The 12,217-nt window shown below is 71.9% G+C and carries 12 protein-coding genes; 6 read left to right on the top strand and 6 right to left on the bottom strand.

The window, feature by feature from the left end; translation table 11 throughout:
- The first annotated feature begins 183 nt into the window (after positions 1-183).
- Both ACIREE_RS12635 and ACIREE_RS12630 read left to right on the top strand, forming a co-directional pair.
- Complete coding sequence (locus ACIREE_RS12635; protein ID WP_404150233.1) at positions 184-1,410, top strand: MFS transporter; 1,227 nt, start codon at positions 184-186, stop codon at positions 1,408-1,410.
- A 50-nt stretch (positions 1,411-1,460) separates the two neighbouring features.
- Positions 1,461-2,198 carry a maleylpyruvate isomerase family mycothiol-dependent enzyme gene (locus tag ACIREE_RS12630; protein WP_404150231.1) on the top strand — a complete coding sequence of 246 codons (738 nt, stop codon included), beginning with the start codon at positions 1,461-1,463 and terminating at the stop codon, positions 2,196-2,198.
- Positions 2,199-2,228: 30 nt separating this feature from the next.
- On the opposite strand, the gene ACIREE_RS12625 is transcribed toward ACIREE_RS12630, so the two are convergent.
- Positions 2,229-2,639, bottom strand: a complete 411-nt coding sequence (locus ACIREE_RS12625; RefSeq protein ID WP_404150230.1) for a MarR family winged helix-turn-helix transcriptional regulator — start codon at positions 2,637-2,639, stop codon at positions 2,229-2,231.
- Positions 2,640-2,727: 88 nt separating this feature from the next.
- On the opposite strand from ACIREE_RS12625, the gene ACIREE_RS12620 reads away from it, so the two are divergent.
- Entirely contained in the window at positions 2,728-4,257 is a 1,530-nt protein-coding gene (locus ACIREE_RS12620; RefSeq protein WP_404150228.1) for an MFS transporter, read from the top strand.
- A gap of 152 nt (positions 4,258-4,409) precedes the next feature.
- Positions 4,410-4,997 (top strand): hypothetical protein, encoded by a 588-nt coding sequence (locus tag ACIREE_RS12615; protein ID WP_404150226.1) that lies wholly within the window; start codon positions 4,410-4,412, stop codon positions 4,995-4,997.
- Here the strand turns inward: ACIREE_RS12615 and ACIREE_RS12610 are convergent.
- The 3 genes from ACIREE_RS12610 to ACIREE_RS12600 form a co-directional block, all read right to left on the bottom strand.
- On the bottom strand, positions 4,958-5,623 hold the full coding sequence (locus tag ACIREE_RS12610; protein ID WP_404150224.1) for a response regulator: 666 nt from the start codon (positions 5,621-5,623) through the stop codon (positions 4,958-4,960). The genes ACIREE_RS12615 and ACIREE_RS12610 overlap by 40 nt on opposite strands.
- A complete protein-coding gene (locus ACIREE_RS12605) occupies positions 5,620-6,924 on the bottom strand; it encodes a sensor histidine kinase (RefSeq protein ID WP_404150222.1) in 1,305 nt (434 codons plus the stop codon). Before ACIREE_RS12605 ends, ACIREE_RS12610 begins: the two co-directional genes overlap by 4 nt.
- 104 nt (positions 6,925-7,028) lie before the next feature.
- The gene (locus ACIREE_RS12600; RefSeq protein WP_404150220.1) at positions 7,029-7,754 is read right to left on the bottom strand and encodes a TetR/AcrR family transcriptional regulator; all 726 of its coding nucleotides are present in this window, start codon (positions 7,752-7,754) and stop codon (positions 7,029-7,031) included.
- Between the two features lie 164 nt (positions 7,755-7,918).
- Between ACIREE_RS12600 and ACIREE_RS12595 the strand changes: the two genes are divergently transcribed.
- A complete protein-coding gene (locus ACIREE_RS12595; RefSeq protein ID WP_404150218.1) occupies positions 7,919-8,374 on the top strand; it encodes a nitroreductase family deazaflavin-dependent oxidoreductase in 456 nt (151 codons plus the stop codon).
- 5 nt (positions 8,375-8,379) lie between these two features.
- Here ACIREE_RS12595 and ACIREE_RS12590 read toward each other — a convergent pair whose 3' ends face one another.
- A complete protein-coding gene (locus ACIREE_RS12590) occupies positions 8,380-9,609 on the bottom strand; it encodes a geranylgeranyl reductase family protein (protein WP_404150217.1) in 1,230 nt (409 codons plus the stop codon).
- 133 nt (positions 9,610-9,742) lie between these two features.
- On the opposite strand from ACIREE_RS12590, the gene ACIREE_RS12585 reads away from it, so the two are divergent.
- Entirely contained in the window at positions 9,743-11,104 is a 1,362-nt protein-coding gene (locus tag ACIREE_RS12585; RefSeq protein ID WP_404150215.1) for a dipeptidase, read from the top strand.
- Between the two features lie 38 nt (positions 11,105-11,142).
- Here ACIREE_RS12585 and ACIREE_RS12580 read toward each other — a convergent pair whose 3' ends face one another.
- Positions 11,143-12,138 carry an NUDIX domain-containing protein gene (locus ACIREE_RS12580; protein ID WP_404150213.1) on the bottom strand — a complete coding sequence of 332 codons (996 nt, stop codon included), beginning with the start codon at positions 12,136-12,138 and terminating at the stop codon, positions 11,143-11,145.
- Positions 12,139-12,217 lie beyond the last annotated feature (79 nt).

The raw sequence follows: 12,217 nt of genomic DNA, 5'->3' as shown, positions 1-12,217 counted from the left end.
TACCCCCCCGCCCCCCCCCGCACCCGCCCGCCCGCCCCCGGACGCCCCCGGCCGCCCCCGCAGCTTGCTAACGGCGCGGGGGCACACACCCCCCGCGCGCCTTTCGCATGCTCCGGTTCCGCATGCTCCCGCCTCCCACGAGCCCCCTTGTCCTCACCGGAACCTCCGCTCTACCCTGACTTTGTGCCGCAACTAAACAAACTTGGGACCGTCAGCGCCGACGGCCCGCACTCCTCGTCCCTGACCCGACTGCGTACAGCCCTCACCGTCTTCTTCGCCCTCGACGGATTCATCTTCGCGGGCTGGGTCGTACGCATCCCCGCGATCAAGGAGCAGACGGGGGCGTCGGCGAGCGCGCTCGGGCTCGCGCTGCTCGGGGTGTCGGCCGGTGCCGTCGTCACGATGATGCTGACGGGCGGCTTGTGCCGCCGGTTCGGCAGCCACGCGGTGACGGTGGTCTGCGGCGCGCTCCTCCCCCTCACCGTCGCCCTGCCCCCGCTGACGCATTCACCGCTCGCACTCGGTCTCGTCCTGCTGGTCTTCGGAGCGGCGTACGGCGGCATCAACGTGGCGATGAACAGCGCGGCCGTCGACCTCGTCGCCGCGCTCGGCCGGCCCGTCATGCCGAGCTTCCACGCCGCGTTCAGCCTCGGCGGCATGGTGGGTTCGGGCCTCGGCGGCCTGGTCGCGGGCCACCTCTCCCCCACCCGGCACCTGCTGGCGATCACCGTGATCGGGCTCGTGGTCACCGCGGCCGCCGCACCGACCCTGCTGCGCCACACGCCGCCGCGCCCGCCGGAACGTATACGCGACGACACACCTCACCACGCCGACCGAGGGGCCAGTGACACCCGTAAGAACCGCGGCACCCGCGGCCTTGTCCTCGTCTTCGGGCTCATCGCCCTGTGCACGGCGTACGGCGAAGGGGCCCTCGCGGACTGGAGCGCACTCCACCTGGAACAGGACCTGCACGCCCACCCGGGCGTCGCGGCCGCCAGTTACTCCTGCTTCGCGTTCGCCATGACGATCGGCCGGCTCTCCGGCACGGCTCTCCTCGAACGGCTCGGCAGGACACGGACGTTGGTGTGCGGCGGGGCGATCGGCGCGGCCGGTATGCTGCTCGGCGCGCTCGCGCCCTCGATATGGCTCACCCTCGCCGGTTTCGCGGTCACCGGGCTCGGACTGGCCAACCTCTTCCCCGTCGCGATCGAACGGGCCGGAGCGCTCGCGGGCCCGACCGGCGTCGCCGCGGCGTCCACCCTCGGCTACGGCGGCATGCTGCTCGGGCCGCCCGCGATCGGCTTCATGGCGGACTGGTTCTCGCTGCCCACGGCCCTGACGAGCGTGGCGCTGCTCGCGGCGGTGGCGGCGACGATCGGCTTCGCCACCCGCCGCGCGGCCACCGGCTGAATCCCGGAAAACCCTGCCGTCGGACCGGCTTCACCCGGCACACTCGCCCCATGGAGATTGCCGAACACCTACACGTCCTGGACACGGAGGGCCGCCGGCTCGCGGTGGCCGCCGAACGGGCGGGGGTCGACGCCAAGGTGCCGACCTGCCCCGGCTGGCAGATCCGTGATCTGCTGCGGCACACGGGCATGGTGCACCGCTGGGCAGCGGCGTTCGTCGCCGAGGAGCACACGGCGTACCACCCCGACGGGGGCCTGCCCGACCTCGACGGGGAGGCGCTGCTCGACTGGTTCCGGCAGGGGCACGCCTACCTCGTGGACACGCTGACGCAGGCACCGCCCTCCGTGACGTGCTGGGCGTTCCTGCCCGCGCCGTCACCGCTCGCCTTCTGGGCGCGGCGCCAGGCCCATGAGACGACGGTGCACCGGGTGGACGCGCAGTCGGCGCTGACGGCGGCGCCGGACCCGATCGCCGAGGACGTCGCGGTCGACGGGATCGAGGAACTCCTGTGCGAGTTCCACGCCCGCAAGAAGAGTCAGGTGCGCTCCACCGAGCCCAAGGTGCTGCGCGTACGCGCGACGGACGCCGACGCCACCTGGACGGTGCGCATCCGCGAAGAGCCGCCGGTGGCCGAGCGGGGCGCGCGGGGCGAAGCGGACTGTGAGCTGGCGGGGCCCGCGGCGCGCCTCTACCTGTCGCTGTGGAACCGGCTGCCGTTCCCGTCCCTGACGGGCGACGCCTCGGTGGCCGCCCTGTGGCGGGAGCGCTCCGCGGTCACCTGGAGCTGAGCGGCCGACCCCGGCCCCGACCACGAGCCGTCAGGCGCCGGGCTCCAGCATCCGGCCCAGGACGGCCCGCTGCAACGGCCGCACCTGACCGTGCAGGTCGCGACCCTTGGACGTGAGGCAGACACGTACTCCACGCCGGTCCTCGCTGCACATGCCGCGCTCCACCAGCCCGTCCTTCTCGAGGCGTCCGATGAGGCGGGACAGGGCGCTCTGGCTCAGATGGACCTGCGAGGCGATCTCCTGCACCCGGAACCCGGACGTGCCGTCTTCCGCGGCGCCTTCGGCGAGCACGTCGAGAACCTCGAAGTCGCTTGCGCCCAGGCCGTGTTGATGCAGTTCACGGTCGAGCTCGCACATCGTGCGCGCGTGTACCGCGAGGATGTCCCGCCACTGATCCACGAGGCCCGACGAGGCCCTCGCCTCCGACTTCTGTGCCGCCATGTACCGCACCGTAGCAGAACCGGCGCCTTTTGTTGCATCGGAATTAAATGCACTTGCAGTCAATGCATGCGCATGTACTCTCCTCCGCATGACCTCTCCGCTCACCACCGCTCCGTCGTCCCCGGAGCCGTCCGCACAGGATCAGGAGCGCTGGTCCCCCCGTCTGTGGGGGACCCTGCTCGTACTCTGCGCCGCGATGTTCCTCGACGCGCTCGACGTGTCGATGGTCGGCGTCGCCCTCCCCTCGATCGGCTCGGAGCTGGGCCTCACGACCTCGACGCTGCAATGGGTCGTCAGCGGCTACATCCTGGGCTACGGCGGCCTGTTGCTGCTCGGCGGCCGCGCGGCCGACCTGCTCGGGCGGCGCCGCGTCTTCCTCATCGCACTCGGCGTCTTCGCGGTCGCGTCCCTGCTCGGCGGGCTCGTCGACTCGGGTCCGCTGCTCATCGCGAGCCGCTTCATCAAGGGCCTGAGCGCCGCGTTCACCGCCCCCGCCGGGCTCTCCATCATCACGACGACCTTCGCCGAAGGCCCGCTGCGCAACCGCGCCCTGTCCATCTACACCACCTGCGCCGCCACCGGTTTCTCCATGGGCCTCGTCCTCTCCGGCCTGCTGACGGAGGCGAGTTGGCGCCTCACCATGCTGCTGCCCGCGCCGATCGCCGTGATCGCGCTGCTGCTCGGCCTCAAACTGATCCCGCACAGCGCCAAGGAGGAGAACCACCGCGGCTACGACATCCCCGGCGCCGTCACCGGCACGCTCTCCATGCTGTTGCTCGTCTACACCGTGGTCCAGGCACCGCAGGCCGGCTGGGGGTCACCCCGCACCCTGCTCTCCTTCCTCGCCGTCGCCGTGCTGCTCACCGTGTTCATCCGCGTCGAGCGCCGCTCGCCGGGACCGCTGATCCGGCTCGGTGTACTGCGCTCCGGCTCGCAGATCCGCGCCCAGCTCGGCGCGATGACGTTCTTCGGCAGTTACGTCAGCTTCCAGTTCCTGGCGACGCTGTATCTGCAGTCGCTGCTCGGCTGGTCCGCGCTGAGCATGGCACTCGCGTTCCTGCCGGCGGGTGCCCTGGTGGCCCTGTCGTCGACGAAGGTCGGCGCGATCGTCGACCGCTTCGGCACGCCCCGGGTGATCGCCGTGGGCTTCGCGCTCATGGTGCTCGGCTACGCCCTGTTCCTGCGCATCAACCTCGACCCGGTCTACGCGGCTGTCATCCTGCCGACGATGCTGCTGATCGGCGCTGCCTGCGCCCTGGTCTTCCCCTCGCTCAACATCCAGGCCACGAACGGTGTGCACGACGACGAGCAGGGCATGGTCTCCGGTCTGCTCAACACGTCCGTGCAGGTGGGCGGCGCGATCTTCCTCGCGGTGGTGACGGCCGTGATCACCGCGAACGCCCCCGAGGGCGCCTCGCCACAGGCGGTCCTTGACAGCTTCCGCCCCGGCCTGATGGTGGTCACCGCTGTCGCGCTCGCGGGCCTGCTGGTCACGCTGACCGGACTGCGCACGCGCCGCACGCAGGACAGCGTCGTGGTCGTCACGTCCGTACAGCAAGGTGCCGACCGCGAGGCCGGCCACGAGGCCGACGGGGAGCGGCTCGCGCTCCGCGACTGACACCGCCGCACCTTCGCACGTGCTGTCCGGCACACGTACTGTCCGGCTCACCGAACATGCCGCCGGTGAGCCGGACTTCGCGGCCGTTGAGCCGGACAGCACGGGGTAACCGGGCCAGGAACATGTCCGGTGAAACCGAGGGGGTACAAGCCGTGCACACCTTCAAACGGTGGCTCGACCACAGCCTGATCGCACAGGGCGCACTGATCTTCCTTCTGGGACTGGGGTTCTCGGCCCTGTTCCGGCCGTCGGAACATCCCGCGTTATGGGCGTTCAAGAGCGCGCTGTACACGGGGATCGCGCTCACGTTCCTGACCGTGCAGCGCCGCAGGGCCGGTCGCGCGGCCGGTACGGATCAGCGCGGGGTCGCCGACCTCGCGCGGAAGATCCGCCACGGCGAGGAGCCCCGCGACCCCGCCGAGCGGGAGAGGATGCGCCGCCTGGTCGGCGATCAGTTGGGGCGGATCGAGCGCGGGCGCAAGTGGCTGCCCCTCTGGCTGGGCTGCATGGGGCTGATCGCCGCCGGCATGCTCGCCCTGGGCATCGCCACGGGGTCGTGGATCTTCCCGGCCGTCTTCGCGATCGGCATGGCCGGGTTCTGCTCCGGGATCGTCTGGATGCGCCGCCGCAACGTCGAGCGGCTGCGCCACATGGACGCGGCCCTGCGCCCCGCCCCGGAGAACGAGGCCGCGTACGCGCGTCAGCCCAGCCAGCCGGGACGGACCAGGCCCGACTCATAGGCCAGGACGACCAGTTGGGCGCGGTCCCGAGCGCCCAGCTTGACCATCGTGCGGCTCACGTGGGTCTTCGCGGTGAGCGGGCTGACCACCAGACGGCGCGCGATCTCCGCGTTGGACAGGCCGATACCGACGAGCGCCATCACCTCCCGCTCCCGCTCGGTCAGTCCGGAGAGCGACACGGCAGCCGTCGGCTCTTTGGAGCGGGCCGCGAACTCGGCGATCAAGCGCCTGGTGACGCCCGGCGAGAGCAGCGCGTCCCCGAGCACGACGGCCCGTACGGCGCGCAGCAGTTCCGCCGGTTCGGTGTCCTTGACGAGGAACCCGGAGGCCCCGGAACGGATCGCCTCGAAGACGTACTCGTCGAGCTCGAAGGTGGTGAGCATGACCACCTTCACCGCCGCGAGGTCCGCCTCCGCGCCGATCTGCCGGGTCGCGGCGAGCCCGTCCATGACGGGCATCCGAATGTCCATGAGGACGACGTCCGGCCGCAGTTCGCGCACCGCGCGCACCGCTTCCTCACCGTCGGCGGCCTCGCCCGCGACCTCGATGTCGCTCTGCGCGTCGAGGAGTGCCTTGAATCCGGCGCGGACGAGCGACTGGTCGTCGGCGAGCAGTACGCGGATCAACTGACTGCCTCCTGTGACGCCGAGGGCGGGGCGGGAGGGCCGGGAGGGGGTGCCGCGGAGGTGAGTGGTAGTTCGGCGACGACCCGGAAGCCGCCGTCGGGGCGCGGGCCCGCCTCGATCGTGCCACCGAGGGCGGCGGCCCGCTCGCGCATTCCGGCGAGTCCGTTGCCGCTGCCACCCGCCTCTGCGTGGCTCGGCGGCCCGTCGTCGTCGACGGTGAGGGTCAACAGGCGCTCACCGTAGTGCAGTCGGGCTCTCGCCCTACGTGATTCCGAGTGCCGTACGACATTGGTGAGCGCCTCCTGCACGATCCGGAACGCGGCGAGATCGGCGCCCGGCGGCAGCGCGGGCCGCTCCCCGTCCATACGCACGTCGACGGTGAGTCCGGCGCCCGCCGCCTGCTCGACGAGCTCGGGCAGCCGGTCGAGCCCGGGGGCGGGGGCCCGCGGCGCGTCCCCGGGCGCCCTGAGCGTGTCGAGGACCTGCCGCACCTCGCCCAGCGCCTCCTTGCTCGCATCCTTGATGGTGGTCAGCGCGGTCCTCGCCTGCTCCGGGTCCGAGTCGAGCAGGGCGAGGCCGACGCCCGCCTGCACGTTGATCACGGAGATGGAGTGGGCGAGCACGTCGTGCAGTTCACGGGCGATGCGCAGCCGCTCCTCGTCCGCCCGGCGACGCGCGGCCCGCTCCCGCTCGACCCGCGTCTGCTCCCACTGCTCGCGCCGCACCCGGGCGAGCTCGGCGATCGCCACGATGGCCAGCACCCACGCGGCGACGAACCCCTCCTGCCCCCAGGACCCCGGCCCGTCCGCGGCCGGCGGCAGATGCGCGTACAGCCAGTGCGACACCAGCAGGTGCCCGGCCCAGAACAGCCCGACGGCCCACCATGCCGCGCGCCGGTGCCCCGCGACGATGGCCGAGAAGCACCCGAGCGCCACCACGATGAACACCGGCCCGTACGGGTAGCCGCCACCCAGGTACACCGTCGCGCACACCGCCGTGCCGAAAGCGACCGGCACCGGATGGCGGTGGCGCCACAGCAGCAGCAGGCAGCCGGCGAGCAGTACCAGCCATGCGAAGACGTCCAGGTCCACGCGGTCGGCCTGCCGGCCCGCGGCGAAGTTCGAGCCGAGGAGGACGAGCACCGTCACCAGCACGGTGGAGCGCCAGGGCAGGCGGCCGCGGCCGTCCCGGCTCCCCCACTGCGGGCCCTGTCGCGACCACGGCGAGCCCTGTCGCGACCACGGCGGCCCGCCCCACGCCCGGCCCGTACCGGCGTCACCCACTCGCTGCTGCTCGTCCATGCCGCCACGCTAAGGCTCGCCGGCCGCGAGGGGCGTCCGCCGGACGAGGTGATCGCGTGTACTCCCCGGGGAGTACGACCGGGCGACTTCCGGCCGGGGCCGAGCTACCTCAGCAGGCCGACCCCGTGGGCGAGCCCCGTCGCGGCGTGGGTGAAGAACGCGGCGCGGTCCTCGACGACCCGGTGGAACTGGCCGAACACCTCGAAGCCGACGAGCCCGAACAACTGGGCCCAGGCGCCGACGAACGCGGCCGCCATCTCCGGCGGCAGATCAGGCGCGAGGTCGTCGGCCATCCGGCGCGCCTCGGCCCGCACTCCGGGCGACAACGGCGGCAACGCCACCCCCTCGCCCTCGTAGGCCTCGCGGACGATGCCGATGAGCAGCAGTGCGACCCGGGACGCGGCCGGGACCGTACTCGTCGGGGCCTGGTAACCGGGGACGGGCGAGCCGTAGATGAGTGCGTACTCGTGCGGATGCTCCAGCGCCCACGCCCGCACGGCCTGGCACACGATGACCCAGCGCCGGGTCGGTGTGGGTTCGTCGCCCACCTCGCGAAACGCCGCGTCCGCCTGCTCGGCCGCCGCGCCCAGGGAGTCGTACGCGTCGATGATCAGGGCGGTCAACAGGTCGTCGCGGCTGGGGAAGTAGCGGTACAGGGCCGAGGAGACCATGCCCAGTTCGCGGGCGACGGCGCGCAGTGAGAGCTTGGCGGCGCCGTCGGCGGCGAGCTGTCTGCGCGCCTCGTCCTTGATGGCGGCGGTGACCTCCTGCCGCGCGCGGGCGCGGGCTCCCTGCGTGGCACGCGGGGGCGTGCTGCGGCTCGTACTCATGGGGGCCAGTGTCGCACGGTAGTGGAGCACTGCCCACGTTTCGGGGCAGTGCACTAAAAGGTGAGCACTGCTCTTGCTTTGGATCACCGATCTCGTACAGACTGCTCTCAAGCGAGAGCGGCGCTCTCACACCTTCACTTCAGCTTCACTTACGGGGGGATCTCATGTCCACGTCCGCGCACGTCCAGAAGCCCGGCTGGTTCACCGTCAATGTCCTGAACCGCACCATGGCGTTCCTGACCCGCCGCGGCATCAGTTTCCGCGGTGGCAGAATCCTGGCCGTGCGCGGCCGCAAGAGTGGCGACTGGCGCACCACTCCGGTGAATCCGCTGGTCTTCGAAGGCGAGCAGTACCTCGTCGCACCGCGCGGCCATGTGCAGTGGACGCACAACATGCGGGCGGCCCACGGCGGCGAGCTGCGGCTCGGCAAGCGAGCTCAGGAGTTCACCGCCGTCGAGGTCTCCGACGACGACAAACTGGGGGTTCTGCGCGCCTACATCACGCTCTGGAAGTCCGAGCTCGGGGTGTTCTTCCAGGGCGTGACGCCCGACTCCACCGACGAGGAGCTGCGCGGCATCGCCCCCGACCACCCCGTCTTCCGCATCACGCTCAAGAACTGACGCGCTCAGCGATCAAGCCGCGACAGCGCCCGGCCCGCCATGGGATGCGTCCGCACCAGTTCGCCGAGGGTCGACGAGCCCCGGGTGATCCTCGCGAACGCGTTCCACGCGGGGCGGAAGCCGGTGAGCGCCGCGTGCAGCAGGCCCGGCTTGCGCTCGAAGAGGGTCAGCATGCTCTTGCCGACGGCCATCTCGACGCCGAGCCCGGCCTTGATGGCGAACGCGTAGTTCAGCGCCTGCCGGCGGGCGTCCACCGCGTCGTGCGCCTCGGAGATGCGCACCGCCCACTCCCCCGCGAGCCGCCCGGAGCGCAGCGCGAACGAGATGCCCTCGCGCGTCCACGGTTCGAGCAGCCCCGCCGCGTCGCCGCAGACCAGGACCCGGCCGCGGGAGAGCGGCGAGTCGTCGGCGCGGCACCGCGTCAGGTGCCCGGAGGAGATCGCGGGCTCGAAGCCTGCGAGCCCGAGCCGCCCGATGAAGTCCTCCAAGTACCGCTTGGTGGCGGCCCCTTCGCCGCGGGCCGAGATCACGCCGACGGTCAGGGTGTCGTCCTTCGGGAAGACCCACCCATAACTGCCGGGCATCGGGCCCCAGTCGATGAGGACGCGGCCGCGCCAGTCGTCGGCGACCGCCTGCGGAACGGGGATCTCCGCCTCCAGGCCCAGGTCGACCTGGTCGAGCTTGACCCCGACGTGCGCTCCTATCCGGCTGGCGCTGCCGTCCGCGCCGATCACGGCCCGCGCGAGCACCGTCTCACCGTCCTGCAGCACCACGGCGACCGTGCGCCGGTCGGGCACCACCGAACCGTGCTGCTCGACGCGCGAGACGGTGGTGCCGGTGCGCAGTTCGGCGCCCGCCTTCTGCGCGTGCTCGACGAGCTGCGCGTCGAACTCCGGCCGGTTGATGAGCCCGAACAGCATGCTCTTGGAGCGCCGGGTCCGCGTGTACTTGCCGTTCAGGGAGAACGTCACCGCGTTGATCCGGTCCTTCAGCGGCAGTTCGAAGCCCGGCGGCAGGGAGTCCCTGGAGGGGCCGATGATGCCGCCGCCGCACGTCTTGTAGCGCGGCAGTTCCGCTTTCTCCAGGATCAGGACCCGCCGTCCGGCGACCGCGGCCGCGTACGCGGCGGACGCCCCCGCGGGGCCGGCGCCCACGACGACGGCGTCCCACACCTCCATGGTCTGCTCGTCGCCGTCACCCATGTCGTTGCCGTCCGTCGAGTTCTCGCTGCTCACGATGGTCTACTGCTCCCGATCCAGCTGCCTGCCGCACGTTTCCCAGGCATCCTACGGCGGGCCGTCACGTGACCTGCTGTGGGAGGATCATCGGCACACCCCGTACAACGTCGCACCTACGAGGAGCGTGCCCATGTCGCCGCGTCCGATCGCCGAGACCGTCGCCTCCCTTCTGCCCCGCGCGAAGGCTGAACTGGCCGAACTGGTGGCTTTCAAATCGGTGGCGGACTTCGCTCAGTATCCGAAGAGCGAGAGCGAGGGCGCCGCGAACTGGGTCGCGGACGCGCTGCGCGCCGAGGGCTTCGAGGACGTCGCGCTGCTCGACACCCCGGACGGCACGCAGTCGGTCTACGGCTTCCTGCCCGGCCCCGCGGGCGCGCCGACGGTGCTGCTGTACGCGCACTACGACGTGCAGCCGCCGCTGGACGAGGAGGCGTGGGTGACGCCCCCGTTCGAGCTGACGGAGCGCGAGGACGGCCGCTGGTACGGCCGGGGCAGCGCCGACTGCAAGGGCGGCGTGCTGCTGCACCTCCTGGCGATCCGCGCGCTGAAGGCGAACGGCGGTGTCCCGGTCAACGTCAAGGTGATCGCGGAGGGTTCGGAGGAACAGGGCACGGGCGGCCTGGAGCGCTACGCCGAGCAGCACCCCGAGCTGCTGCGCGCCGACACGATCGTCATCGGTGACGCGGGCAACTTCCGCGTCGGTCTGCCCACCGCGACGGCCACGCTGCGCGGCATGACCCTGGTCCGCGTCCAGGTCGACACCCTCGAAGGCAATCTCCACTCCGGCCAGTTCGGCGGCGCGGCGCCCGACGCGCTGGCCGCGCTGGTCCGCGTACTGGACTCACTGCGCGCCGAGGACGGCTCCACGACCGTCGACGGTCTGGGGTCGACGGAGTCCTGGGAGGGGCTGCAGTACGAGGAGGCCGCGTTCCGCGGGGACGCGAAGGTGCTCGACGGGGTCGAACTGATCGGCTCCGGCACGGTCGCCGACCGCATCTGGGCGCGGCCCGCCGTGACCGTGCTCGGCATCGACTGCCCGCCGGTGGTGGGCGCGACGCCGTCCGTGCAGGCCGGCGCCCGCGCGCTGATCAGCCTGCGCGTGCCGCCGGGCACGGACGCCGCCGAGGCGACGAAGCTGCTGATGGCCCACATCGAGGCCCACACCCCCTGGGGCGCGCGCGTCCAGGTCGAGCAGGTCGGCCAGGGCCAGCCGTTCCGCGCGGACACCGCCAGCCCCGCGTACGCCGCGATGGCGGAGGCGATGGCGGAGGCGTACGACGGCCAGGACATGCAGTACGCGGGCCAGGGCGGCTCGATCCCGCTCTGCAACACGCTCGCCTCGCTCTACCCGGAGGCGGAGATCCTCCTCATCGGTCTGAGCGAGCCGGAGGCGCAGATCCACGCGGTCAACGAGAGTGTGTCGCCCGAGGAGTTGGAGCGCCTTTCGGTGGCGGAGGCGCGCTTCCTGCAGAAGTACGCGGCTACCAACTGAGCGACGGCCGCGGCCGGTTCGCTGCTCGCCCGCGCCCGTCAGCCGACCGGGACCCCGGCCTCCAGATAGTGGACGGCACCGCGCTCGCGGGCGCGAAGGGCCCAGCGCAGCCGCTCGAAGCGGACCGGCGGCAGCAGACCTGCCGCCTCGCTCTCGCTCACGAACCGCCAGGCCCGCAACTCCGGCCCCGGCAAAAGGACTTGCTGCGCCGCCGCGCCCGTAAGCGGCCCACCGTCGAAGAGTAGGCGCAAGCCGCCGTAGCGGGGCCGCACGGGCGGCTCCCAGTCGACGACCAACAGCCGCGGCGCGTCCACGAGTTGGATCCCGGTCTCCTCGGCGACCTCGCGCATCCCGGCGCGGGCCGGCGCCTCGCCCGGCTCCACGACACCACCGGGGAACTCCCAGCCCGGCTTGTACGTGGGGTCGACGAGCAGCACCCGCCCCGCCTCGTCGAAGAGCAGCACGCCCGCGGCGACCGTCTCGGCGGTCGGCTCGGGTGTCTGCACGATGTCGGACAACGGCGCCTCCCCGGTCCGCACCACGGCCGCTATCCGCACGGCGGTGTCGTACGGCGACAGCGCGCTGTTGTCGACGAGGTAGGCGTCGGCGGTGAGCCAGCCCGCGAGGGCGGCGCGGTAGGGCTCGATGTCCGCGGGAGGCTCGCCCCCGGGGTCACGTGCACGCAGGATCGTTTCCCCCGGAGCAAGAAGCACATGGCACACAGGGATCCGCCGGGCCGCGAGACCGCCGAAGATCTCGTCCCGATACTCCTGGCGCAACAACCCCACCGGCATCACGAGCACTCCGCCCACCTCGGCGAGCAGGGCCGCCGCGGTGTCCACCACGAGCCGCCGCCAGATCGGCAGATCCTGCTGGTCGCTCACCTCCGCGAGCCGCTTGGGCGGCAACAGTCGCTCCAGCTCGCTGTCGATCACCTCGGGGTCGAAGATCGTGCAGTTCGGGAGCAGATCGACCAGCTCCCGTGCTGCGGAGGTCTTCCCCGCACGGGACGCACCGTTGACCCAGACGATCACGGTTCCCCCTCATCCGTCGGCCTCCTGAGGCTTGCCCGCAACACCCTGCTGCGGAAACCAGATGCTGATGAGGGGCGGT

Origin of the sequence: Streptomyces sp. NPDC102467 (assembly GCF_044765445.1) — a bacterium.
Lineage (GTDB): Bacteria > Actinomycetota > Actinomycetes > Streptomycetales > Streptomycetaceae > Streptomyces.
Note: the sequence above shows the minus strand (reverse complement) of the source record. Positions and strands in the feature narration are given on the sequence as shown.

Bases quoted from the DNA above. Each gene is read 5' to 3' on its own strand.
- ACIREE_RS12630 (WP_404150231.1), top strand. From the start codon at position 1,461: ATGGAGATTGCCGAACACCTACACGTCCTGGACACGGAGGGCCGCCGG.
- ACIREE_RS12625 (WP_404150230.1), bottom strand. From the start codon at position 2,639: ATGGCGGCACAGAAGTCGGAGGCGAGGGCCTCGTCGGGCCTCGTGGAT.
- ACIREE_RS12620 (WP_404150228.1), top strand. From the start codon at position 2,728: ATGACCTCTCCGCTCACCACCGCTCCGTCGTCCCCGGAGCCGTCCGCA.
- ACIREE_RS12605 (WP_404150222.1), bottom strand. From the start codon at position 6,924: ATGGACGAGCAGCAGCGAGTGGGTGACGCCGGTACGGGCCGGGCGTGG.
- ACIREE_RS12600 (WP_404150220.1), bottom strand. From the start codon at position 7,754: ATGAGTACGAGCCGCAGCACGCCCCCGCGTGCCACGCAGGGAGCCCGC.
- ACIREE_RS12595 (WP_404150218.1), top strand. From the start codon at position 7,919: ATGTCCACGTCCGCGCACGTCCAGAAGCCCGGCTGGTTCACCGTCAAT.
- ACIREE_RS12585 (WP_404150215.1), top strand. From the start codon at position 9,743: ATGTCGCCGCGTCCGATCGCCGAGACCGTCGCCTCCCTTCTGCCCCGC.